This window comes from Streptomyces sp. CB01635, from assembly GCF_002803065.1.
GTDB lineage: Bacteria > Actinomycetota > Actinomycetes > Streptomycetales > Streptomycetaceae > Streptomyces.
On sequence record NZ_NNBL01000003.1, the window covers coordinates 690,779 to 715,498 of the forward strand.

Below are 24,720 nucleotides of genomic sequence, written 5' to 3' on the forward strand. Positions count from 1 at the left end.
AGGAACGGGTCATGAGAGTAAGTGTTTTCGGGCTCGGCTACGTGGGCTGCGTGTCGGCCGCGTGCTTGGCGAGCCTGGGTCACGAGGTCATCGGCGTGGACGTGAACCAGGTCAAGGTCGACCTGGTCAACGACGGCAAGGCGCCGGTGGTCGAGGAGCGGATCGGCGAGCTCACCGCCGAGGCCGTGCGGACCGGAGCGTTGCGCGCCACCGCCGACGTCCACGAGGCGATCATGGGCAGCGAGGTGTCGCTGGTCTGCGTGGGCACGCCGTCGGAGCCCAACGGCAGCCTGTGCACGACGTACTTGGAGCGGGTCACCGAGCAGATCGGCGCCGCGCTGGCCGAGCGGAGCGGTCGGCATACTGTCGTGCTCCGCAGCACCATGCTCCCGGGCACCTGCCTGAACCTCCTGGTACCGATCCTGGAGAAGTACGTCGACGGCACGGCCGGGGTGGACTTCGGGGTCGCGGTCAACCCGGAGTTCCTGCGCGAGGGCACGAGCGTGGGGGACTTCTTCGACCCGCCGAAGACCGTCATCGGCGAGCTCGATCCGGCCAGCGGCGACGCGGTGGCGGCGCTGTACGAAGGCCTGCCCGGCGAGCTGTTCCGGGTGCCGATCCCGACGGCCGAGGCCATCAAATACGCGGACAACGCGTTCCACGGCCTGAAGATCGGCTTCGCGAACGAGCTGGGTGCGGTGTGCCAGGCGCTCGGGGTGGACTCGCACCAGGTGATGGACGTGTTCCTGGCCGACCGCAAGCTGAACATCAGCCCCGCCTACCTGCGGCCCGGCTTCGCCTTCGGCGGTTCCTGCCTGCCCAAGGACCTGCGCAGCCTGGTCCACGCGGCGCAGCGGGCCGACGTCTCGGTGCCCATACTCGCCCACGTGCTGACCTCCAACTCCGCACATCTGCAACGCGCGGTGGAGCTGGTCGAGCGCACCGGCAAGCGCCGGGCGGGCCTGTTCGGGCTGTCCTTCAAACCCGGCACCGACGACCTCCGTGAGAGCCCGCTCGTCGAGCTGGCGGAGCGGCTCATCGGCAAGGGATACGACCTGCGGATCTATGACGCCAACGTGAACCTGTCACGACTGCTCGGCGCCAACCGCGAGTACATCGAGACCCGGTTGCCGCACATCGCGCAGCTGCTCGTGGACTCCGTCGACGAGGTGCTCGAGCACGCCGAGGTGTGCCTGGTCGGGACCAAGGATCCGGCCGTGCTGTCGGCGCTGCCCCATGACGACGGCACGCTGCTCGTCGACCTCATCCGCATTCCCGACGCCGATGCGCGCCGGGCCGAACCGGGATACATGGGCCTTGTCTGGTGACGTACGCAGCGGCGCCGGGCCTGCCCGGCGCGCGCTGATCCTGGTGGAGAACCTGTCGGTGCCGTTCGACCGGCGTGTGTGGCAGGAGTGCACGACACTGCGCGACGCGGGCTGGACGGTGGACGTCATCTGTCCTCAAGGGGAGAAGCGGGACACGGAGTTGGAGGCTTCGATCGACGGGGTGCGGATCCACCGCTACCCGTTGCGCGCGGCCACCGGCGGTCCGGCCGGCTACCTGCGGGAGTACGGAACGGCGTTGTGGCATACGCTCCGGCTGGCCCGCAAGGTCGGCCCGGTCGACGTGGTGCACGCCTGCAACCCGCCCGACCTGCTGTTCCTGCCGGCACTGTGGATGAAGCGGCACGGGGCGCGGTTCATCTTCGACCAGCACGACCTGGTACCCGAGCTGTACCTCTCCCGGTTCGACCGCGGCGAGGACCTGCTCTACCGCGCTGTGTGCGCGCTGGAACGGCGGACCTACCGGGCCGCGGACATCGTGCTCGCCACGAACGAGAGCTACCGGGACGTCGCCGTGCGCCGTGGCGGTCGGCGGCCGGCGGACGTCTTCGTGGTGCGCAGCGCACCCGACATCGACCGGTTCCATCCGGTGCCGCCCGAGCCGGAGTTGAGGCGCGGCAAGCCTCATCTGCTGTGCTACCTCGGCGTCATGGGACCGCAGGACGGCGTCGACTACGCCTTGCGGGCCCTCGCGAAGCTGCGCGACGAACTCGGGCGGACCGACTGGCATGCGGTGTTCGTCGGCGCCGGAGACGCGTTCGACGCGATGGTGGAGCTGTCCCAGCGGCTCGGGCTCTCGGAGCAGGTGCAGTTCACCGGGCGCGTTCCGGACGCCGACCTGGTGCGCTACTTGTCCACCGCGGACGTGTGCCTTTCCCCCGACCCGCGCAATCCGCTCAACGACGTCTCGACCATGAACAAGGTCCTGGAGTACATGGTGATGGGCCGTCCGATCGTCTCCTTCGACCTCCGGGAGGCGCGCGTCTCCGCCGGTGACGCCGCCGTCTACGCGCCCGCCAACGACGAGGCCGAATTCGCCAAGCTCATCATGCTGCTGCTTGACGATCCGGAGCAGCGGGCCCGGATGGGCAAGATCGGCCAGGAGCGGATCAGCGGGCAGCTTTCCTGGAAGAACTCGCAGGCGTCGCTGCTCGCCGCCTACGCCGCCGCGTGCCGTGACCACACTCCGGTGTCGGCGGGCGACCCGGTCCGGGCGCGGGGGAGGCAGCACCCTTGAGCGATGACACGATACGTCTGGTCACGATCGGACGGATTCTGCGTAGGCGCTGGCGGCTTCTCGCCGTTCTCACCGTGGTGGGCGCGCTCGTCGGCTACGGCGCCTCGGTGGTGGTGTTTCCGCCGCGCTACACGGCGTCGACATCGGTACTGCTGCCGGGGCAGTGGGAAGAGCGCGAACTACTGACCCAGCTGGACATCGCGACCAGTTCGTCGGTGGTCGACCCCGTGGCGGCCAAGCTCGGCTGGAGGGGCGTCAGCGCCGCCGGGCTGCGGGACCGGGTGAGCGCCAAGGCCGCCGACGGGAACATCATCAAGATCTCGGGAACGGCCGACACCCCGAAGCGCGCGCAGCAGCTCTCCGACCGGGTGGCCGAGGAATTCGTCGGATTCGCCGCGCGGCTCGCGGGCGGCAGCACCGACCCCGACGCGGCTACCGGGCCCGAGGCGCTGCGGCAGCAGGTGGTGGAGACCAACCGTCGCATCACCGACCTGGCCAATGCGGCCGATCCGGGCAAGACCGTGGAGAGCGTGCAGGCCCGCACCGAGCTCGAGAAGCTGCGCACCTCGCTGGAGGAGGCCATGACGAAGCTGGACCAGGCCGACCCGGCGGCCGACAGGGCCGGCCTGGTCGTCATGGGGCCGGCGGCCCGGCCGACCGGCGAGGCGCCGCCGACGAGGATGCAACTCACCGTCGCTGGGGCGCTGCTGTTCTTCCTGCTCGCGGTCATCGGCCATCTCGCCGTCGCACGGGTGAACCGCCGACTGCGCACCGAACCGGAGATCGCCGCGGCGCTGGGCTCGACGCTCCTCGGCACCGTCGACGTGCCGGGTGAACGGCCCGCGGACCGGCCCGAAGACCGTGGCACGCGAGCCCGGATCCGCCGACTCCTCGGCATCGACACCCGGTGGGACATACCGACCCCGCAGAGGTCCGGCGACGAGGCCGGCAGGCGGATCCGCTACCGGCGGGTGTGCGCTCGCCTCCGGGACCGACTACCGGCCCCCCGGCGACTGCTGGTTGTCGTACCGAACGGCGACGAGACCGCCCGCCGGGCCGCCGGGCAGCTCGTGGCCGAGGCCAAGGGCGATCCGCTGCTGCGGGTGGTCGAGGTTTCGGTGGACCGGCCGATGGTGCCGGACCGCGGCACCGAGTCCGGCGCCCTGGTCGTGCTCAGCGCGGGCAACTGGACCGCAGGGCAGCTCGCCGGCATCGCCGAGGCGTGTGCGGACGGCAGACATGAAGTCGTCGGCATCGTCGTCGCCGGCACGGTCCGGGACCATCCGACGCGATCCGCCGGCCATCCTCCGCACGACGCCACTCCGGCGCTCGCGGTACCCGGCCACTCGACGGGAGGTTCCGCGTGACGACGAGCACGACTTCGGAGTCGTCGGCAGCCACTCACCTGCTGGACCTGCAGGCACTGGTGGTGGCGGTGCGCAGGCGCCGCCGCCTCTGGTGCTCCCTGGCGCTACTGGGGCTGCTGGTCGGCGCGGCGCTTGCGGTCCTGCGGCCGCCGCCGCCGGCCGCGCAGGCCAAGGTGCTGGTCGCGCATCAGGCGGACCAGCCGAACGACCCCGGAACGCTGATCCGCACCGACGTGGAGCTGCTGCGGACCACGCGGATCGCCGACAAGGCCCTGCAGTCCCTCAACTCCTCGGAACGCACGGAAGACTTCATGCGGGACTACCGGGGCACCGGCTTGACCAACAACCTGCTGCAGATCGAGGTGACAGGTGACAGCGACGCGGACGCGGTGGCCCGAGCCAAGGCGTTGGCGGATGCGTTCGTCGCGGACCATGTGAGGCGGATGCAGGAAGCGGCGAAGGCCGAGGCCAAGGCCCTGCGCGACCAGGGTGACCGAATGCGGGGCGAACTCGCCCAGGTCAACAAGGCGATCGGGGACAGAACGCCGGAGAGCGACCCGACGGCGTCGGCGAGCATCGAGTCGCTCTTCGCCCGCCGGGCGGAACTCAACTCGCGGATCGCCGATTTCGACCAGCGCGCCGAGGAGGCGCGCATGGGAACGCCCCAGATCGTCGCCGGCACTCAGATCGTGGACGCCCCGCGAGCGGTGCGGCACTCCCTTCCCAGGACCGCTGCCACCAACGCCGCGATCGGGCTCGTCCTCGGGCTCGTCCTCGGGCTCGCGGTGGCCGCGGTCGGCACGGTGGTGGCGGACCGCCCCGTGCTGCGCCGGGAGATCGCGGCGAACCTGGGCGCCTCGGTCATCGCCGAACTGCGGCGCGCTCCCCACCGGCCGGCCAGGCGGTGGCAGCGCCGACGGACCCGGGCGGCACGCGAACGGCTCACCGCGACGCTGGCCCGCACGGTGCGTGGCTCCGCGGAACCGGTGTCACTGCTGGAACTGGGCTGTGCGCGCAGCACGAGCGTGATCGCCCTGGACCTCGCCAGGGCACTGGCGGCGGAGGGGCCGGTGGTCATCATCGACGATCTGCCGGCCCTGCGGCGCGCCCACCGCGGCCCGAAGCCAGGAGGCCCGGACGTGGTCGGCGTCGAGGGTGCCGCGGCCGTGCCACATGAGGTGCGCCGGCTCGGCGTCGGCTCGGTGGCGCCCGGCACGGCGTGGACCGGCCTCCCGGACCTCGGTACCCGGACCGTGCTCGTCGTGCGAGCCGGGCACGGCAGCGCCGCGTGGCTGCACACCGTGGCGCGGCAGCTCGCCGACCTGCTCATTCCGGTGATCGGCGTGGTGCTGATCGACCCCGATCCGCGGGACCGGACCGACGGCACCCTGTGGGACGGGCTGCACACCGCGCTGCGCGGCTACAACGAGCGGCTGGCACGGGAGAACGTGACGGGCCGGGTGCGGACGGAACGGCCGTCATGGGCAGTACGAGTCCCGGACAGCGACCAGGAGGCACGGTAAGCACATGTGTGGCATCGCAGGCACTTATCGATGGCCGGACGGGAAGGTCGTGACCGACCGGCTCACCGACACCCTCGCCCACCGCGGTCCGGACGGGGCGGGCCGGTACAGCCACCCCGCCGGCGACGGCGAAGTGCACCTCGGGCACCGCCGTCTGGCCATCGTCGACCTGTCCGAGACCGGCGCCCAGCCGATGGTCTCGGGCGGCCTCGTCCTGACGTACAACGGCGAGCTGTACAACGCGCCCGAGCTGCGTGCCGAACTGGCAGCCGCCGGGGTGCGCTTCCGCGGTACCTCCGACACCGAGGTGCTCCTTGAGGCCTGGCGGCGCTGGGGCACCGACTGCCTGCCCCGGCTGCGCGGCATGTTCGCGTTCGGGATCTTCGACGAGCGTACCGGTGAACTGGTCCTCGCCCGCGACCAGTTGGGCATCAAGCCGCTGTTCCTGCTCCGGCGCGGTGCGGGCCTGGTGTTCGCCTCCGAGCTCAAGGCGCTCGCCGCCGTGACCGACGGGTCGCTGCAGGTCGATCATGCGGCGCTGGTGGCCTCGCTGCTGTACTACTGGGTGCCGGACTCGCGCTGTGCGTTCCGCGAAGCGGAGAAGCTGCCGCCGGGCAGTTGGCTCAGGTGCCGGCCCGACGGCCGAGTGGAGCGCGGCCGGTACTGGAACCTGAAGGACGTCGCCGCCGAGGGCCGGGAGCGAGCACGCAGCGGCGAGCAGCCGGACCTGGCCGCCATCGTCGAGGAGTCGACCCGCCAGCACCTGCTCTCCGACGTACCCGTGGCGACCTTCCTCTCCGGCGGTCTCGACTCCAGCTACCTGACCGCGCTTGCGGCCCGCCACCAGCCCGGCATCTCCGCCTACACGATCGGGTTCCGCGCCGAGGACGCCAAGTTCGAGGCGATGCCGGACGACCTGCGCTACGCCCGGCAGGTGGCCGAGCGGTTCGGCGTCGACCTGCACGAGATCGAGATCGCTCCGAACGTGCTCGACCTGTTGCCGCAGATGACGTACCACCTGGACGAGCCGATCGGCGACCCCGCCGCGATCAACACGTTCCTGATCTGCTCGGCCGCCCGAGAGGCCGGGGTCAAGGTGATGCTCTCGGGGATGGGTGCCGACGAGCTGTTCGCCGGATATCGCAAACACCTGGCCAACCTGCTCGCACTGCGCTACCAGCGCGTCCCGCGGCCCCTGCGGCGCGGGGTGTTCAAGGCCGTGGACAGGCTGCCGGTCGCCACGGCCCGTAGGGGGTACCGGTCGGTGCGCTTCGCGAAGCGGTTCCTCTCCTTCGCCGACCTGCCCGAGGAGACCGCGTTCCGGCGCAGCTACACCATGTACGACCAGGACGAGCTGCTCGCCCTGGTCAGTCCGGACCTGGCCGGGACGGTCGACGACGTGCTGACCGAGCATGCGGACATCTACCAGGACAACGAGCTCGACGACTTCGTCAACCGCATGTGCCTGGGCGACGCCCGGATGTTCCTGCCGGGCCTGAACCTCGCTTACACAGACCGGTCGAGCATGGCCGCCTCGACCGAGGTCCGGGTGCCGTACGTGGACGTCGAGGTGGTCAAGGCCGCGTTCGCCGTGCCCGGCGACCGCAAGATCGTCGGACGACAGGGCAAGGCCGTCCTCAAGGAGGCGGCCACCTCGATCCTGCCCCGGGAGATCGTGTACCGGCCCAAGGGCCTGTTCAGCGCCCCGCTGCGGGCCTGGATGAGCCGGGATCTGGCACCGCTGGTGCGCGAGGTGGTCAACGACGGCGTGCTCGTCAGCTCCGGGCTCCTGCGCCGCGACGCGCTGGCGCGCATGGTCGCCGAGGACGCCTCCGGGCAGCGGGACTTCTCCAAGCACCTGTGGCATGTGCTGACCCTCGAGTACTGGTACCGCGACGCGACCTCCGGATCCGCCCGGAGCACTCGCTCGGCAGCGTAGAAGACGGCTAGAAACAAGGGGACTTCGGGTGAAGCAGGTAGTTCAGAACTACAAGAGCGGCGAGCTCGCGGTGCTCGACGTGCCAGTGCCGGGATGCAAGCCGGGCGGTGTGCTGGTCCGCACCGCCTACTCGCTGATATCCACCGGGACCGAGCTCATGAAGGTGTCCGAGGCCGGCATGTCGATGCTGGGCAAGGCCCGCTCCCGTCCTGACCAGGTGGCCAAGGTCATGCAGAGCGTGGCCACCAACGGGGTGCCCGCCACGTACCGCAAGGTGATGGGCAAGCTGGACTCCTACACGCCGCTGGGCTACTCCCTGTGCGGGGTGGTCGAGCAGGTCGGCCCCGGGATCGACGACGTGAAGGTCGGCGACCTCGTGGCCTGCGCCGGCAACGAGCACGCGTTGCACGCCGAGTTGAACTGGGTGCCGAAGAACCTCTACGCCCCGGTGCCGGACGGCCTCGCGCCGCGGCACGCGGCCTTCGGCACCGTCGGGTCGATCGCGATGCAGGGCGTCCGCCGCGGCGAACCCCAACTTGGCGACGTGGCCCTTGTCATCGGCCTCGGACTGATCGGGCAGCTGGTGGTGCAGCTCCTTGCCGCCTCCGGGGTCCGCGTCGTCGGCGTCGACCCCGACCCGGTGCGCTGCGACCTCGCCGAACGCCTCGGCGCCGCGGCCTGCGGCGATCCCGAGTCCGCGGCCGTGGAGGCCGCCGTCGCCGAACTCACCGACGGGCACGGCGTGGACCAGGTGTATCTGGCCGCCGGCGGCGGCAGCAACCAGCCCGTCGAGCTGGCCGCCCGGCTCTGCCGGGACCGCGGCCGGGTCGTCGACATCGGCAAGTGCCGCCTGGACCTGCCGTGGAACGCGTACTACGAGAAAGAGCTCGACGTCCGGTTCTCGCGCAGTTACGGCCCCGGGCGCTACGACCCGGAGTACGAGCTCGAGGGGCGGGACTACCCGATCGGCTACGTGCGCTGGACCGAGCGCCGAAACCTGGCGTGCTTCCTCGATCTCCTCGCCCGCGGCAGCGTCGATGTGGAGCCCCTGGTCTCCCACATCGCCGGCTTCGACGACGCCGTCGAGACGTACCAGCGTTTGAAGGACGGCGACCTCAAGGCCGTGGCTGTGCTGTTCCGGTACTCCGAACAGGCCGAGGAAGAAGGGGAATTGGCGGCCCCGACGGTGTCCGTGCCCGAGGTGCGACGCAGCGGCGGAACGTCCACCCCGGCCCGGTCCGCCAAGGCGCCGGTGCGCCTCGCGTTCGTCGGCGCGGGCAACTACGCGACGTCGATGCTGCTGCCGCACCTGGCACAGCGCGACGGCGTCGAGTTGTCCACGGTCGTCACCACGACGGCGCTGTCCGCCGCCAACGCGAAGCGGAAGTTCGGCTTCGCCGAGGCGACCACCGACCTCGACGCCGTGCTCGGCGACAAGTCCATCGACGCGGTGTTCGTGGTCACCCGGCACAGCTCGCACGCCGAACTGACCCGCAGGGCGCTGCTTGCCGGCAAGACGGTGTTCGTGGAGAAGCCCCTGGCCCTCACCGAGGACGAGCTGGCCGGCGTGCTCGCGGCGGTGGAGGAGTCCGGCAACGACCGGCTGCAGGTGGGCTTCAACCGCCGCTTCGCGCCCCTGTTGCAGGAGGCCAGGAAGCGGTTCGGCGCCCGCACCGGTCCGGCGAGCCTCCGCTACCTGGTCAACGCGGGCCGCCTTGGACACGGCAGCTGGTACCTCCAACAGGGCACCGAGGGCTCGCGGTTCACCGGCGAGGGCGGACACTTCATCGACACGGCGAGCTGGCTCCTCGACGCCGACCCGGTCTCGGTGTACGCGGTCGCCACGTCCGGCAACGAGGACCTGCAGGTCGTGCTGAGCTACCCGGACGGGTCCACCGCCACCATCAGCTACGTCACCACCGGCGCGGCCGGCTTCCCCAAGGAGACGCTGGACCTCGTCGCGGACGGCAAGGTGCTGCGGCTCGACGACTTCGTCCGTGCCTCGCTGTATTCGGACGGCAGGGCCGGCCGCAAGCGGTGGGTCAGTTCGCGGCTGCCCAAGGCCCGGGACAAGGGCCAGTCCGCCGAGCTGGCCGCGTTCATCAAGGCCGTGCGGACCGGTGGGCCGATGCCGGTGCCGCTGGAGTCGCTGGTCGCCACCACGACGGCCACCCTCGCCGTGCAGGCAGGCCTGGTCGGCGGCGCGCCCGTGACGCTGGCGAGGGCGCGATGACTGTGAGTTCGGGGAGTCCGGGCTGGTACCTGCGGCGGCTGTCCCGGATGGGACCGCGGGAGGTCGGCGGCCGGGTGGGCGACGCGGTGCGCAGGCGGCGGTGGCGGTCGGCGCGGCCCACCTGCCCGAGCGTGACCGGTGCCCGGTTCACCGCGGTCCTGCCCGCCGGGACGATCGCAGCGATACCTCCGGACGCCGCGAAACGTCTCATCGCCGAGGCGGATCGGCTGATGTACGGGCACGTCGAGTATTTCGGGGTGGTCCGCGACGACCTGGACGACCCGGACTGGTGGTGCGACCCGAAGACGGGGCGCCGGGCTCCCTGGGGCTACGCCTTCGACGTGCCGTACCGGAACGAGGACGCGGTCGGGGACATCAAGCAGATCTGGGAGCTGTCCCGGCACCAGTACCTCACCGTGCTCGCCGCCGCCTACGCGATCACCGGGAACGAGCGGTACGCCGAGCGAGTCGCCGAGCACCTGCGGTCGTGGTGGAAGGCCAACCCCCCGCTGCGCGGCGTGCACTGGATCAGCGGCATCGAGCTGGGGATGCGGCTCCTTTCCTGGGTGTGGATCCGCCGGCTGCTCGACGGCTGGCCGGGCGCGGCCGAGCTGTTCGAGAGCAACCCGGTGGCGCTGAACCAGATCTGGCACCACCAGCGCTGGCTGGCCGCCTTCCCCAGCCGGGGGTCCTCGGCGAACAACCACGTCATCGCCGAGGCCGGCGGGCAGTTGGCCGCAGCCTGCGCGTTCGGATGGTTCCCCTCCTCGGCGCGTTGGCGAGCCGGTGCGCTGCGGTCCCTCGAGCGGCATCTGCGCGGCAACACCTTCGGCTCCGGCCTCAACCGCGAGCTGGCCACCGAATATCACGGACTTGTCCTTGAGCTCGGCCTGGCCGCGGTGGCCGAGGCGGATGCCGCAGGCGTGCCGGTCCCCGCGTCGATCCGGCTGGTACTGCTGCGGATGACCGACGCGCTCGCGGCCATCGTGGACAACCGGCTACGTCCGCCCCGGCAGGGGGACGCGGACGACGGGCACGGTCTGATCGTGGACGGCGCGGGCACCGACCGCTGGGCCTCGCTCCTTGCCACCGGGGCCGCCGTGTTCGGCCGGCTCGACTGGTGGCCGGCGGTGACCGGCACCGATGTGCGCACCCCGCTCCTTGCCGCGCTCATCCGGCCGTACCCGAAAAGCGAAACCGCACCGGCCGTGATCCGCCCGGCGAGCCGACCGGCCCACTTCGCCGATGCGGGCATGACCATCCTGCGCGGTCCGGAGGAGATCTGGTGCCGCTGCGACGGTGGTCCGCACGGCTTCCTGTCCATCGCCGCGCATGCCCACGCGGACGCGCTGTCCGTGGAGGTCCGGCACGACGGGGTCGACGTGCTCGCCGACCCGGGAACGTTCTGCTACCACGGGCAACCCGAGTGGCGGCAGTACTTCCGGTCGACCCTCGGCCACAACACCCTGCAAATGGACGGCAGTGACCAGTCCGTCTCCGGCGGCCCGTTCCTGTGGACCCGGCATGCCCGCAGTCGCGTCCTGGCCACGGACACATCGGGCGCCTCCGACGGGGGGACGGCCCGCTGGTGCGCCGAACACGACGGCTACCAGCGTTCCGTGCACCGCCGCCGGGTGGAACTAACGGCCGCGAGCCAGGAGTTGCGGGTGGTTGACGAGGTGCGCGGCCCGCGCCGGGACGTGCGCCTGGCATTCCACCTCGGCCCGGCGATCGCCGCGGACCTGGCGGGCAACCGGGCGGTGCTCACCTGGACCCGGGACGGCGAGGACCGCTCGGCGGTGCTCGACCTGCCCGGGCAGCTGAGCTGGCGGGCGCATCGCGGAGAGACCGACCCGCCGCTGGGCTGGTACTCCGCCGGCTTCGGCCGCAAGGAACCCACCACAACGCTGGTCGGCACCGGCTTCGCCGACGGCGCTGAGGGGTTCACCACCGTACTCAGGTTCCGCGGCTAGGGGGGCGTGTGGGGATCAACGGGCGGCACTGGGCGTTGGCGGCGGCACCGCTGGCGCTGGCCCTGCTGGCGGCGACCGGCTGTGAGAGCACGCCGGGCGCCCGGGCGAACACGCCGGGCGCCCGGGCGAACCCGACCGCCGCGCCATCCACGCCCGTGGCCCGGGTGTGCGCCAAGCCCGTGGCCGGGCCGGCGAAGGCGCCGGCGGGCGCGGTGACGGTCGACCCCACGGTGGTCGGTGACCTGGCAGCGAAGACCAAGAGCAGCCCCCCGAACACCACGTTCTGGCTTCGACCGGGCAAGCACAGGCTCGACCCTGACCGCTATGCCCAGGTCATCCCCAAGGAGGGGAACCGCTACCTCGGTGCGCCGGGCGCGGTGCTCGACGGCGGGAAGAAGAACCAGTACGCGTTCGGCGGTACCGCCCGCAACGTCACCATCCGCTATCTGACCGTGCAACGTTTCGTCGCGCCGCAGGACGAGGGCGTGGTCAACCATGACTCGGCCGACGGGTGGGCGATCGAGCACGCGACGATCCAGCACAACTCCGGTGCCGGACTGATGGCCGGTGCCCGCCAGAAGGTCCGCGCCAACTGCTTGCGCGAAAACGGTCAGTACGGAATGAACGCGTACAAGGCCACCGGCCGCATCAGCGGCCTGGTGGTCGAGGGCAACGAGATCGTGGGCAACAACACCGGCGACTGGGAGCGGCGGCGGAAGGGCTGCGGCTGCACCGGAGGCATCAAGTTCTGGGCCGTCAACGGCGCCGACGTTCGCGGCAACTGGGTGCACGACAACCGCGGAACCGGGTTGTGGGCGGACACCAACAACAACGACTTCCGCATCGAGAAGAACGTGCTCGAGGACAACGACGGTGCCGCGCTGATCTATGAGACCAGCTACAACGCGGACATCCGGAACAACACGATCCGGCGGAACAACTGGGTCGAGGGCCGCAGGGAAGCCGACCGCGGCGACACCTTCCCGTTCGCGACCGTCTACCTGTCCGAGTCCGGCGGCGAACCACGGATCCGGGCCCGCACCAACAAGATCGGGATCTACCGGAACGTGCTGGAGAACAACTGGTCCGGCATCACCCTGTGGGAGAACGCCGACCGGTTCTGCAACAGCCCGGCCAACACCTCGTCCGGTGACTGCACCTTGCTGGTGAAGGACACCGACCGCTGCGCGAAGCCGGCGATCGCCACCGCTCCGCTCTACGCCGACTGCCGGTGGAAGACCCAGCGGGTGGACATCCACGACAACCGCTTCGTGCTGGACAAGTCCGTCGTCAAGTGCACGGTGAAGTGCGACCGCATGGCGGTGCTGGCCAACTACGGCACCTATCCGGACTGGTCGCCGTACCAGGGCGAGCGGGTGGCTGAGGCCATCACCGATGAGCAACACAACCGCTGGCACGACAACGTCTACCTCGGGCCCTGGAAATTCGTCGCCCGGGACCAGAGCCGGGTGCTCGACTTCGGGCAGTGGCAGGGCACGCCGTACCAGCAGGACGCGGGCAGCACCCTCGACTCACGGGCGGGTGGTTGAGATGGGTGAGAGCCTGCGGAGCAGTGAGCTGCCGGGCGGACCGGTCACGGCGGGCACGCAGCCCCGCGCGGAATCGCGCCCTGCCGGCACAGCGAAGATCGTCGGGATCGTCTGGGGGTTGCTGGTCCTCAACACGCTCGGCTCCGCCGGGGCGGAGACCATCATCCCGCTGCCCCGTTCCCTCATCCAGATGGTCACCATGGGCGCGCTGGTCGCCGCGTTCGCGCTGGCGCTCGCGGTCAATCTCCGCCTGCGCATCCGACCCGGCGCCTTCGTGTTGCTGCTCACCCTGCTCATTGTGCCGAGCGTGATCTCCAGCGTGAATCTGGAGTCCGGGTTCGGCGCGCTGTTCCGCTGCGCCAGGCTGGCTCTCTTCATCGGCACGCTGTGGCTGCTCAGCCGCTGGTGGGACGGCGGCCTGACGTTCGTCCGGCACCACATCCGGATGTACTTCGCGGTGCTCGGGTCGGTGGCGGCCGGCCTGGTCATCTCACCGGGCGCGGCCCTGCCCGACCTCTACGGCGGACGCCTCGTCGGCGCGTTGTGGCCGCTCACCCCGCCGCAGATCGGACAGTACGCCGCCGTGATCATCGGGCTCACCGTGCTGCTCGTACTAGGGCGCCGGACCGACAGGACAAGCGCGGCGGTGGTCATCGTGCCGTCACTCGTCCTGCTCGCGCTGACCCATACCCGGACGGCCACGCTCGGCCTGTTCATCGGCCTTGTGCTGGCGATCGGCTCACTCATCCTGACCAGCGCCGCCGCCCGCCGGTTCTTCACCTGGGCAGTGCTGTGCGCCGCCGTGGCCGCGGTGGGGTTCGGCTCCGCGCTTCAGGCGTGGTTCCTGCGCGGACAGAGCCAGGAGAACTTCGCCAGCCTCACGGGTCGGGCCAAGGTCTGGGATGCCCTGCTGGCAGCGCCCCGGACGACCTCGGAGCAGCTGTTCGGCATGGGCCTGGGCGACAAGTCGTTCGGCGGGCTGCCGATCGACAACAGCTGGCTGGCCGTTTACCAGGAGCAGGGTCTGACCGGCGTCACCCTGGTGGCGGCGATCATCATCGTCCTGGGCGGCGTCGCGTTGCTGCGGCCACCGTCACTGTCGAGGGCCTGCGCGATCTTCCTGATCAGCTACTGCGCGATCGCGTCGTACACCGAGGCAGGCCTTGGCGACGCCTCGCCGTATCTGCTGCATCTGGCCGTGGCCGCCTCGCTGTTGGCGGCACCTGCCGCGGCCACGCCCCTCCCGACGCCCGCATCCCCTCGACGGCACATCCCGCGATGGGCCCGGAGATCGGAGATGACCTGAGCATGCACGTCCTCGTAGTGCACAACCGCTACGCCTCGGCGCAGCCGAGCGGGGAGAACAAGGTCGTCGACCAGGAGGTGGAGCTGCTGCGCGCGGCCGGCCACCGGGTCGAGGTGTTCGAGCGGCGCAGCGACACCATCGCGGCGCGGTCCCTGCCGGGCAAGGTCGCGGTGCCGCTCCTTGTGCCGTGGAACCCAGCGGTCCGCGCGGAACTCGCCGCCCGACTGCGCACCGAGCGGCCGGACGTCGTCCACGTCCACAACGTCTTCCCGCTCCTGTCGCCCGCGGTCCTTGCCGCCTGCGCCGACGCCGGTGTCCCCGCCGTCGCCACGCTGCACAACTACACCCAGGTCTGCCCACCCGGCACGCTGCAGAGGGACGGCCGACCGTGCACCGAGTGCGTCGGCTCCGCACCACTGCCCGCCGTCCGGCACGGCTGCTACCGGAACTCCCGGCTTGCGACGGTGCCGCTCGCGGTCAGCCTGTCGGTCAACCGGCGGCGGTGGTGGTCCGGCGTGGAGCGGTTCTTCTGCATCTCCGCGGCGCAGCGCGACGTCCTGGTCCGGGCCGGCATGCCCCCCGAGCGGCTGGCGGTGAAACACAACTTCGTGCCGGAGCCGGGCACTTGCCGAACGGGCACCGGCGAGCATCTGCTCTATCTCGGCCGCCTCGCGGAGGCCAAGGGCGTGCGGCTGCTCATGGCCGCGTGGGACCGGATCGCCGCGGACGGGGGTGTGGGCGTACCGCTCGTGATCGCCGGCACGGGACCGCTGGAGCGCGAGGTAACCGCCTGGGCGGCGGGCCGGGACGACGTCCGGTACGTCGGCCTGTACGACACCGTCCAGTGCCGGAAGGCCATCGCGCGATCGGTCGCCGTGGTGGCGCCCTCCACATGGCTGGAGGCGTTCGGCCTGGTGGTCGTGGAGGCGATGGCTGCCGGGGTCCCGACCGTCGCCGCCGGTCACGGCGCCTTCGTCGAACTCGTCGAGGACGGGGTGACCGGGCTGCTGCACCGCCCGGGCGAGGTTGCCTCGCTCGCGGACCGCATGCGCCGGATCACGGCCGGGACAGCCCGCAACCAGGAGATGGGCCAGGCGGCCCGGCGCCGTTACGAGCAGGGGTTCAGCCCGGCCGTCGGCCTTGAGCGCCTGGTGGAGGAGTACCGCACCGCGATCGCGGGTCGGTCAGCACTGGCTCGCGGCGGGGGCACCCGCGCGAGCAGGGGGGATGGGGGCAGTAAATGACACGATGCCGACTGTGCGGCTCGGCGGCGATGGGGAGCGTCGTCGATCTGGGGGCGACCCCGCCGTGTGAGAGCTTTCTCGCCGCGGACCAACTGGACCAGCCGGAGCCGGCGTACCCGCTGCACCTGCGGGTCTGCACCGACTGCTGGCTCGCGCAGATCCCGCCGCTGATCACGCCGGAGGAGACGTTCAGCGAGTACGCCTACTTCTCTTCCTTCTCGACCTCCTGGGTGGAGCACGCGCGCAGGTTCACCGCCGACGCCGTACAGCGCCTTGATCTCGGCGCCGACGCCTTCGTGGTCGAGGTCGCGAGCAACGACGGCTACCTGCTCCGGCACATGGTGGACCGGGGGATCCGCTGCCTCGGCATCGAGCCGTCGGTGAACGTCGGCGCCGCGGCGCGGGACGCGGGTGTGCCCACGCTCACGGAGTTCCTGAGCCCGGACACCGGCTCGGGCGTCCGCGCCGAGCACGGCCCGGCGGACCTGGTCGTGGCCAACAACGTGTACGCGCACATCCCCGACGTGGTCGGGTTCACCCAGGGGCTGCGCGCCCTGGTCGCCGACGACGGCTGGGTCTCCATCGAGGTGCAGCACCTGCTGACCCTGATCGAGGAGAACCAGTACGACACGATCTACCACGAGCACTTCCAGTACTACACGGTCGCGTCCGCGATCCGGGCCCTCGCGAGCGGCGGACTCGCGCTCGTGGACGTCGAGTTGCTGCCCACGCACGGCGGATCCATCCGGCTGTGGGCCCGGCCGGCCGAGGTGGCCGGCGCGCCCTCCGCTCGGGTGGCCGACGTCCTGGACCGGGAGAAGGCAGCCGGGCTCCAGGAGCTGTCCGGGTACACCGAGTTCTCCGCTCGGGTGGCCAAGGTGCGCCGGGACCTCCTGAAGTTCCTCATCGAGGCGGCCGAGCGCGGCGAGACGGTCGTCGGTTACGGCGCCCCGGGCAAGGGCAACACCCTGCTCAACCACTGCGGCATCCGGCCCGACCTGCTCCCGTACACGGTCGACCGCAACCCCTACAAGCACGGCAGGTACACCCCGGGCACCCGCATCCCGATCCTGCCGCCCGAGCAGATAGCAGCCGACAAGCCCGACTACGTCCTCGTCCTCCCGTGGAACCTGCGGGACGAGCTGGTCGAGCAACTGTCCTTCATCCACGACTGGGGTGGCCGGCTGGTCTTCCCCATACCGGAACTGAGCATTGTCGAGGTCAAGTCATGAAGGTCGTTCTGTTCTGCGGCGGTTACGGGCTGCGCATGCGCAGCGGAGCCTCCGACGACATGCCCAAGCCGATGGCGATGGTCGGGCCGCGACCGCTGATCTGGCACGTCATGCGCTACTACGCGTACTACGGGCACACGGAGTTCATCCTGTGCCTCGGGTACGGGGCGCACCACATCAAGAACTTCTTCCTCAACTACGAGGAGACGACCTCCAACGACTTCGTGCTGCGGGGCGGGCAGACCGAGCTGCTGTCCACCGACATAGCCGACTGGACGATCACTTTCGCGCAGACCGGCATCGAGTCGCCGATCGGGGAGCGGCTGCGCCGGGTGCGGCACCACCTGGACGGCGACGAGATGTTCCTCGCCAACTACGCCGACGTGCTCACCGATGCTCCGCTGCCGGAGATGATCGACCGGTTCGCCCGGCGCGACGCCGGTGCGTCGATGATGGTGGTGCCGCCGCAGTCCTCGTTCCACTGCGTGGACCTGGGTGAGGACGGCCTGGTGGGGGGCATCACCGCGGTGAGCGACATGCCGCTGTGGGAGAACGGCGGCTACTTCGTGCTCCGCCAGGAGGTCTTCGACCACATACCGGAGAACGGGGACCTGGTCGCCGACGGATGTGCCCAACTGGCCAAGCAGGGACGCCTTGTGGCACATCAGCACCGCGGCTTCTGGAAGCCGACCGACACCGTGAAGGAGCGGGCCGCGCTCGACGACGCGTACGCCCGGGGCGACCGGCCGTGGGCCGTGTGGGAACGGGACAGTGCCGGAGCCCGGGCGTGATCCGGCTCGGGGCCGGGCCCTTGAACCGGATCGTCGCGGTGGGGGCGCACTGCGACGACATCGCCATCGGCGCCGGCGGCACACTGCTGACGCTGTGTCACGCACGGCCGGGGATCCGCGTCGACGCGCTGGTGCTCTCAGGCGGTGGCAGCGAGCGTGAGCAGGAGGAGCAGGCCGCGCTCGCCGCCTTCTGCCCCGGCGCCGACCTGCGGCTGACCGTGCTCAAGCTGCCGGACGGCCGGATGCCCGCGCATTGGGAAGAGGCCAAAGCCGCGGTCGAGGAGCTGCGCGGGCAGACCGAGCCGGACCTGGTCCTTGCCCCGCGTACCGACGACGCGCACCAGGATCACCGCGGCCTGGCGAAGCTGATGACCACCGCATTCCGCGACCACCTCGTGCTCGGCTACGAGATCGTCAAGTGGGACGGCGATCTGGGCCGTCCGGCGGCGTACCAACCGCTGTCGCCGGAGATCGCCGAACAGAAGGTGCGGCTGCTGCAGGAGCACTACCCCTCGCAACGGCACCGGCCCTGGTACGACCGGGAGGCCTTCCTCGGCCTGGCCCGGATCCGCGGCATCGAATGCCACGCGCGCTACGCCGAGGCCTTCGCCGTCACCAAACTCACGCTCAATCTGGGGGACTGAACCTTGCGCGTACTGCTCACCGGACACCAGGGCTACCTGGGCACCGTGATGGCCCCGGTCCTCACGGCCGCCGGGCACGACGTCGTCGGTCTCGACGCCGGCCTCTTCGCCGACTGCGTCCTCGGCCCGCCGCCCGCGGACCCTGCGGGGCATCGGGTGGACTTGCGTGACGTCACGGCCGACCACGTGGCCGGAGTGGACGCCGTGATCCACCTGGCCGCGCTGTCCAACGACCCGCTGGGATCGCTGGCACCGGACCTCACCTACGACATCAATCACCACGCGTCCGTACGCCTGGCCCGGCTGGCCCGCGACGCCGGGGTGCGGCGCTTCCTGTACGCGTCGACCTGCTCGGTCTACGGCGCCGCCGGCGGGGACGACCTGGTGGGCGAGGACGCCCCGCTGCGCCCGGTGACGCCGTACGCGGAGTCCAAGGTGCGGGTCGAGGACGACCTGCACGCGCTCGCCGACGGCGACTTCAGCCCGGTGTTCATGCGCAACGCCACCGCCTTCGGCTACTCACCCCGGCTGCGCGCCGACATCGTGCTGAACAACCTGGTGGGACACGCGCTCCTGTCCGGCGAGGTGCTTGTGATGTCCGACGGCACTCCGTGGCGCCCGCTCGTGCACGCCGCCGACATCGCACATGCCTTCACGGCCGCGCTGACCGCGCCGCGCGAAACGGTGCACGACCGGGCGTTCAACATCGGCAGCGAGATCAACAACGTCACGGTCGCCGAGATCGCCGAGCAGGTCGCCGAGGCGGTGTCCGGTTCGAAGGTGGTGATCACCGGGGAGACCGGTGCCGATCCACGGTCCTACCGGGTGGACTTCTCCCGGTTCCGCGCCGCGATCCCCGGCTTCGACTGCGCGTGGACGGTGAAGCAGGGCGCGCTCGAACTCGCCGACGCCTACCGGAAGTTCGGGCTGACCCGGGAGGACTTCGAGCGACGCTTCACCCGCCTTGCCGTGCTGCGCGCGGCGTCCGAGGCCGGCGCTGTCGACGACACCCTGCGGTGGCGCCGATGACAGCGGTCGGCGAAGAGATGCATGCACTGGTGGAGCGGCTGTACCCGCTCTGCCGGAGCATCACCGGCGACGGTGTGCGTGCCACCCTGGACGTCGTCGGCGAGTACGTCCCGCTCCAGGTGCACGAGGTGCCGACCGGGACGCAAGTGCTCGACTGGACGGTGCCGCAGGAGTGGAACATCCGGGACGCGTACATCGCCGACACCGCCGGCAACCGGGTCGTCGACTTCGCCGCGTCCAGCCTGCACGTGCTCGGCTACAGCCTGCCGGTGTCGGCGACCATGCCGCTGGCCGAGCTGCGGGAACACCTGCACACCCTGCCGGACCACCCGGCCTGGGTGCCCTACCGCACCAGCTACTACCAGCCGACATGGGGGTTCTGCCTGGCTCAGGAGACCTTGGACGCGTTGCCGGACGGCGAGTACGAGGTGCGCATCGACTCCACGCTCGCCGACGGCCACCTCACCTACGCCGAGCATGTGATTCCCGGGCAGGTCCCCGACGAGGTGATCGTCTCCTGCCACGTGTGCCACCCGTCGCTGGCCAACGACAACCTGGCCGGTATCGCGGTGGCGACGTACCTGGCCCGGGCGCTGGCCGGGCAGAGGCCGTACTACACCTACCGGTTCATCTACGCGCCCGGCACCATCGGGGCGATCACTTGGCTGGCCCGCAACAAGGAGCGGATCGACCGGGTCAAGCACGGTCTGGTGCTGGCCTGCGCGGGGGACTCGGGCCAACTGACGTACAAGCAGAGCAGGCGCGGCGACGCGGAGATCGACCGGGTGCTGCGGCATGTGCTGGCCGCCTCCGAACGCCCGTACCACGTCAGCGAGTTCACTCCGTACGGCTACGACGAGCGGCAGTTCTGCTCGCCCGGGTTCGATCTCGGCGTGGGCTCGCTCAGCCGGACCCCGTACGCCGGGTACCCCGAATACCACACCTCGGCCGACAACCCGGACTTCGTCTCCCCGGAGGCGATGGCGGACACGCTCGCCGTCTGCCGCGAGGCGTTCGCCGTCCTCGACCGAAACCGGCGGTACCTCAACCTCAGCCCCTATGGCGAACCACAGCTGGGCCGACGCGGGTTGTACGACTCCCTCGGCGGCCGCAGCGACGCGAAGCAGGCCCAGATGGCCATGCTCTGGGTGCTCAGCCTCTCCGACGGCGAGCACAGTCTGCTGGACGTCGCCGAGCGGTCCGAGCTGCCGTTCGACACCGTCGCCGTCGCGGCCGACGCCCTGCACGGCGCCGGGCTGATCAAGGCATGACGCCGATGACCACCGCGGGGGAGAAGGCGACGATGCCGGGCGGATCCGCCCGGCGGGCCCTCGTCGGCCGGCTGTCCTGGGGACTGGCCGACCAGGCGGCCTCCAGCATGAGCAACTTCGTGGTGGGGATCTACGTGGCCCGCTCGCTGGGGGTGACCGCGTTCGGCGTGTTCAGCCTGGCCTGGGTGACCTACGGCGTGGTGCTCAACGTCTCCCGCGGCCTTGCCACCGACCCGCTCGTGGTGCGCTTCAGCGGAGCGCCGGACGCCTCCTGGCGCGGGGCGGTGGCCCGGTCGTCGGGTACCGCGCTCGGCGTCGGTGCCGCCATCGGCGTGGCGTGTCTGGTGGTCGGGCTCGGTCTCGGCGGCAGCGTGGGGCCCGCGTTCGCCTGCCTCGGCGTCATGCTGCCCGGGCTGCTGCTGCAGGACGCCTGGCGGTTCTCGTTCTTCGCCGCCGGCACCGGGCGGAAGGCGTTCGTCAACGACCTCGTCTGGGGCGTCGCACTCGTCCCGGCCCTGGTCGTGGCGGCCCGCGTGGGCACCGTGGCCGCCTTCGTGCTCGCCTGGGGCGCGTCCGCCACGGTGGCGGCGGGGTACGGCTACTTCCAGTCCGGCATCCGGCCCCGGATGACGGGAGCGCGCGGGTGGCTTCGCGAGCAGCGCGATCTCGGCTACCGGTACCTGGTCGAGAACGTCAGCCTCAGCGGCGCGAACCAGCTGCGGGCGTACGGGCTCGGCGCGATCGTCGGAGTCAGTGCGGTGGGTGCGGTCCGGGGTGCCGAGTTGCTGCTCGGCCCGTTCCTCGCCGTGCTGATGGGTCTTTCGCTGGTCACCGTCCCAGAGGCGGCACGGGTGCTGCGGCGGGCCCCGCAGCGCCTCGGTACGTTCTGCCTCCTGCTGGGCGGCGGGCAGGCCGTCGCCGCGCTGCTCTGGGGCGGGGCGCTGCTGCTGATGCCGGACCGGCTCGGCGAGCTCGTGCTCGGCAGCGTCTGGCACTCCGCCGCTGAGCTCATCGTGCCGATCACCCTCGGCGTCGCGGGCGCCGGCCTCGGCACCGGCGCGGCGGCCGGGCTGCGCGCGCTCGCCGCGGCCCGGCGCAGCCTGCGCTGCCAGCTGTTCGCCTCCGCCTGCTATGTGAGCTGCGGGCTCGGCGGGGCGGCCGTCGCCGGCACGGTCGGCTCGGCCTGGGGCGTCGCCGCCGCGACCGTCAGCGGTTCGGCCGTGTGGTGGCTGCAACTGCGGTCCGCCCTGCGCGAGGACCGCCACAACCGCATCCCCGAAGTGAGGACCTCATGACCGTCCAACCCAGGCTGAGCATCGGCCTGCCCGTGTACAACGGCGAGGAGTACCTGGCCGAGTCGCTCGACGCCTTGCTCGGCCAGACCTACGAGGACTTCGAGCTGGTCATCTCCGACAACGCCTCGACCGACGGGACCCAGGACATCTGCCGCCGGTACGCCGCGCAGGACTCGCGCATCCGGTACCTCCGGCTGCCCCGGAACATCGGCGCCACGCCGAACCACAACCGTGTGTTCACCGAGTGCCGCGGCGAGTTGTTCAAGTGGGCCTCGCACGACGACCTGTACGGCCGGGACCTGCTGCAGCGCTGCGTTCAGACGCTGGACGAGCGGCCGGACGTGATCCTCGCGCACAGCGGCCAGGCGGTCATCGACGGCGACGGTCAGGTGAAGGTCCCGTACGAATACGGGCTCGCCACCGACTCGCCGCACCCGCCGGAGCGCTTCCGCAGTCTGCTGTTCGAGCCCGGTGGCGACGACTTCTACGGGGTGATGCGGGCCGACATGCTGCGCCGCGTGAAGCCGCTCGACAGCTACCACCACGCGGACCGCACGTTCGTCGCCGAGATCACCTTGCACGGGCCCTTCCACCAGGTTCCGGAGCTGCTGTACTTCCGCCGGGACCACCCCACCCGCGCGGAGCGGGCGAACCCGGGCAAGCGCTCCCGGTCCGTCAACCTGGACCCACGCCGGGCCGGCCTGCTGCACCCGACGCCCCGGCTGCTGGCCGAGTACGTCTGGGGCTTCGTAGCGGCGATCAGGCGGGCGCCGTTGTCCCAGGCCGACCGGCGCGCGTGCTACCGCCACCTGGCCTCATGGATGTCCAGCCGGGTCCGGCCCGGCGCCGGCGAGCGGGTCGAGGACCGCGCCCCGGTCGAACCGAGCGGGCTCACTGTCTCCGTCGACGCCCTCGTCGCCGGCCGTGAGGGGAGGCAGGCATGACGTCCGCGGACGAAACTCCGGTGCGCGTCGGGATCTTCGGCCTGCTCGGCTCCGGCAACCTCGGCAACGACGGATCGCTCGAAGCCGTGCTCGGGTACCTCCGCGCCGAGCGCCCGGAGGCGGTCGTGGACGCGCTGTGCGGCGGACCCGAGGCCGTGACGACCCGGTTCGGGATCCCCGCGACGCGGCTGCACTGGTACCGCGGCGAGTACCGGACCGCGTCGCGGGCGGGCGCGATCGTGGCGAAGGGTCTGGGCAAACTGGTCGACGCCGTCCGCACCGCCGCCTGGGTGCGCCGGCACGACGTGGTGATCGTGCCAGGCATGGGCGTCCTGGAGGCCACGCTGCCGCTGCGGCCGTGGGGCTTCCCGTACGCGCTGTTCCTGCTCTGCGCGTCCGGCCGGCTGTGCGGCACCCGGGTCGCGCTGGTCGGTGTCGGCGCCGCCCCGATCGGCAACCGCCCGATCCGGGCCCTGGTCCGTTGGTCGGCGCGGCTTGCCACGTACCGGTCGTACCGGGACGCCCAATCCCGCGACGCAATGCGAGAGATGGGCGTGGACACCGCGCAGGACGAGGTGTACCCGGACCTCACCTTCGCCCTGCCGGCGCTGCCCGCAAGTGCACCCTCCGATCCGCCGGGGCCGGTCTGTGTCGGCGTCATGGACTTCCACGGCAGTGACGACGACCGCGCCCGGGCCGAGGAGATCCACCGGCGCTACCTCGACGGGACGACCCGCTTCGTCCGTGCGCTGGCCGAGGACGGCAGGCCGGTCCGGCTCCTCACCGGCGACGAGTGCGATGCGCCGGTGGTCGCCGCGATCCTCGACGCGGTGGACTCACCGCTGGTCACCGCCGCCGAAGCGGCCTCGCTGGCCGACCTGATGAAGGAGATGGCGGCCGCCGACACCGTGGTGGCGACCCGCTACCACAACCTGGTCTGCGCGCTGAAGGTCGGCGTACCGACGCTCGCACTCAGCTACGCGGCCAAGAGCGACGCGCTCATGGACCGGATGGGCCTGGCCGATTTCCGCCACCCGGCCCGCGAGGTCGACGCCGACCAACTGCGCGCACAGTTCCGGGCGTTGGAGCAGCGATCGGCGGAACTCCGGCGGACCCTCACCGAGCGCAACCTGACCGCCGCGCAGCAACTCGAGGACCAGTTCACCGCCTTGACCACGGCCCTCTTTCCGGCGGCCGGCCCTGCCCCTGCCCTTGCCAACGCCCTGCGGGAGACTCCATGAAAGCGATCGACGTCCCGGAGATCGACGGCGCCTACCTCTTCGAACCGACGCCGTACGCCGACGAACGCGGCTTCTTCTGCCGCACCTTCGACGCCGAGGTGGTCCGCTCGGTGGGCCTCGACCCGGACGCCTTCGTCCAGGACAGCGTGTCCCGCTCGGTCCGGGGCGTGCTGCGCGGCCTGCACCTGCGCACCGGCGCAGGCGAGGCCAAGCTGGTCCGGTGCTCGTACGGGAGCATCTTCGACGTCGTCGTGGACCTGCGGCCCGACTCGCCGACCTACCGCAACCGGGCCTTCTTCGAACTGTCCGGCGAGACGCAGGTGACCCTGTACATCCCGGCGGGGTGCGCGCACGGCTTCCAGGCGCTGACCGAAACCGCCGACACCTCGTACCGGATCGACCGCCCGCACGATCCGGCCGAGGACGTGACGATCGCCTTCGACGACCCGGAGCTCGCCATCCCCTGGCCGCTGCCGGTCATATCGATGTCCCAGCGGGACCGGGAGGCGCCGGGACTCGCCGAGGCCCTGAAGCAAAAGGAGACGTGAAGTCAGC

Annotated in this window: 19 protein-coding genes; all 19 read left to right on the forward strand. The window is 71.2% G+C overall.

All coding sequences use genetic code 11. From position 1 onward, the window contains the following. Positions 1–11: 11 nt before the first annotated feature. Genes CG723_RS11265 through rfbC form a run of 19 tightly spaced genes read left to right on the forward strand, consistent with a single transcriptional unit; the run spans position 12 to position 24,713 of the window. Complete coding sequence (locus CG723_RS11265) at positions 12–1,328, forward strand: nucleotide sugar dehydrogenase (RefSeq protein WP_100593132.1); 1,317 nt, start codon at positions 12–14, stop codon at positions 1,326–1,328. After that, entirely contained in the window at positions 1,285–2,583 is a 1,299-nt protein-coding gene (locus CG723_RS11270; RefSeq protein ID WP_100593133.1) for a glycosyltransferase family 4 protein, read from the forward strand. The genes CG723_RS11265 and CG723_RS11270 overlap by 44 nt, the downstream gene beginning before the upstream one ends. Next, positions 2,580–3,950 carry a Wzz/FepE/Etk N-terminal domain-containing protein gene (locus tag CG723_RS11275; protein WP_100593134.1) on the forward strand — a complete coding sequence of 457 codons (1,371 nt, stop codon included), beginning with the start codon at positions 2,580–2,582 and terminating at the stop codon, positions 3,948–3,950. Before CG723_RS11270 ends, CG723_RS11275 begins: the two co-directional genes overlap by 4 nt. Then, on the forward strand, positions 3,947–5,473 hold the full coding sequence (locus CG723_RS11280; protein WP_100593135.1) for a Wzz/FepE/Etk N-terminal domain-containing protein: 1,527 nt from the start codon (positions 3,947–3,949) through the stop codon (positions 5,471–5,473). Before CG723_RS11275 ends, CG723_RS11280 begins: the two co-directional genes overlap by 4 nt. Before the next feature lie 4 nt (positions 5,474–5,477). Next, on the forward strand, positions 5,478–7,412 hold the full coding sequence (gene asnB, locus CG723_RS11285; protein WP_100593136.1) for an asparagine synthase (glutamine-hydrolyzing): 1,935 nt from the start codon (positions 5,478–5,480) through the stop codon (positions 7,410–7,412). A 28-nt stretch (positions 7,413–7,440) separates the two neighbouring features. Next, a complete protein-coding gene (locus tag CG723_RS11290) occupies positions 7,441–9,645 on the forward strand; it encodes a bi-domain-containing oxidoreductase (protein WP_100593137.1) in 2,205 nt (734 codons plus the stop codon). After that, positions 9,642–11,618 carry a heparinase II/III family protein gene (locus CG723_RS11295; RefSeq protein WP_100593138.1) on the forward strand — a complete coding sequence of 659 codons (1,977 nt, stop codon included), beginning with the start codon at positions 9,642–9,644 and terminating at the stop codon, positions 11,616–11,618. The genes CG723_RS11290 and CG723_RS11295 overlap by 4 nt, the downstream gene beginning before the upstream one ends. Before the next feature lie 8 nt (positions 11,619–11,626). Continuing rightward, positions 11,627–13,168 carry a right-handed parallel beta-helix repeat-containing protein gene (locus tag CG723_RS11300; RefSeq protein ID WP_100593139.1) on the forward strand — a complete coding sequence of 514 codons (1,542 nt, stop codon included), beginning with the start codon at positions 11,627–11,629 and terminating at the stop codon, positions 13,166–13,168. 1 nt (position 13,169) lies between these two features. Beyond that, positions 13,170–14,474 (forward strand): hypothetical protein, encoded by a 1,305-nt coding sequence (locus tag CG723_RS11305; RefSeq protein WP_100593140.1) that lies wholly within the window; start codon positions 13,170–13,172, stop codon positions 14,472–14,474. 2 nt (positions 14,475–14,476) lie between these two features. Then, on the forward strand, positions 14,477–15,718 hold the full coding sequence (locus CG723_RS11310; protein ID WP_100593141.1) for a glycosyltransferase: 1,242 nt from the start codon (positions 14,477–14,479) through the stop codon (positions 15,716–15,718). Further along, positions 15,715–16,950, forward strand: a complete 1,236-nt coding sequence (locus CG723_RS11315; protein WP_100593142.1) for a class I SAM-dependent methyltransferase — start codon at positions 15,715–15,717, stop codon at positions 16,948–16,950. Before CG723_RS11310 ends, CG723_RS11315 begins: the two co-directional genes overlap by 4 nt. Then, the gene (locus CG723_RS11320) at positions 16,947–17,741 is read left to right on the forward strand and encodes a glucose-1-phosphate cytidylyltransferase (RefSeq protein ID WP_100593143.1); all 795 of its coding nucleotides are present in this window, start codon (positions 16,947–16,949) and stop codon (positions 17,739–17,741) included. The genes CG723_RS11315 and CG723_RS11320 overlap by 4 nt, the downstream gene beginning before the upstream one ends. Beyond that, positions 17,738–18,385: a PIG-L deacetylase family protein gene (locus CG723_RS11325; protein ID WP_100593144.1), complete on the forward strand. Its 648-nt coding sequence runs from the start codon at positions 17,738–17,740 to the stop codon at positions 18,383–18,385. Before CG723_RS11320 ends, CG723_RS11325 begins: the two co-directional genes overlap by 4 nt. 3 nt (positions 18,386–18,388) lie before the next feature. Beyond that, a complete protein-coding gene (locus tag CG723_RS11330) occupies positions 18,389–19,414 on the forward strand; it encodes an NAD-dependent epimerase/dehydratase family protein (protein ID WP_100593145.1) in 1,026 nt (341 codons plus the stop codon). After that, positions 19,402–20,685 carry a DUF4910 domain-containing protein gene (locus tag CG723_RS11335; protein WP_100593146.1) on the forward strand — a complete coding sequence of 428 codons (1,284 nt, stop codon included), beginning with the start codon at positions 19,402–19,404 and terminating at the stop codon, positions 20,683–20,685. Before CG723_RS11330 ends, CG723_RS11335 begins: the two co-directional genes overlap by 13 nt. Beyond that, entirely contained in the window at positions 20,682–21,980 is a 1,299-nt protein-coding gene (locus CG723_RS11340; RefSeq protein WP_442802538.1) for a hypothetical protein, read from the forward strand. Before CG723_RS11335 ends, CG723_RS11340 begins: the two co-directional genes overlap by 4 nt. Continuing rightward, positions 21,977–22,924 (forward strand): glycosyltransferase family 2 protein, encoded by a 948-nt coding sequence (locus CG723_RS11345; RefSeq protein WP_100593147.1) that lies wholly within the window; start codon positions 21,977–21,979, stop codon positions 22,922–22,924. Before CG723_RS11340 ends, CG723_RS11345 begins: the two co-directional genes overlap by 4 nt. Continuing rightward, complete coding sequence (locus CG723_RS11350; protein WP_100593148.1) at positions 22,921–24,165, forward strand: polysaccharide pyruvyl transferase family protein; 1,245 nt, start codon at positions 22,921–22,923, stop codon at positions 24,163–24,165. Before CG723_RS11345 ends, CG723_RS11350 begins: the two co-directional genes overlap by 4 nt. Then, a complete protein-coding gene (gene rfbC / locus CG723_RS11355) occupies positions 24,162–24,713 on the forward strand; it encodes a dTDP-4-dehydrorhamnose 3,5-epimerase (RefSeq protein ID WP_100593149.1) in 552 nt (183 codons plus the stop codon). The genes CG723_RS11350 and rfbC overlap by 4 nt, the downstream gene beginning before the upstream one ends. Positions 24,714–24,720 lie beyond the last annotated feature (7 nt).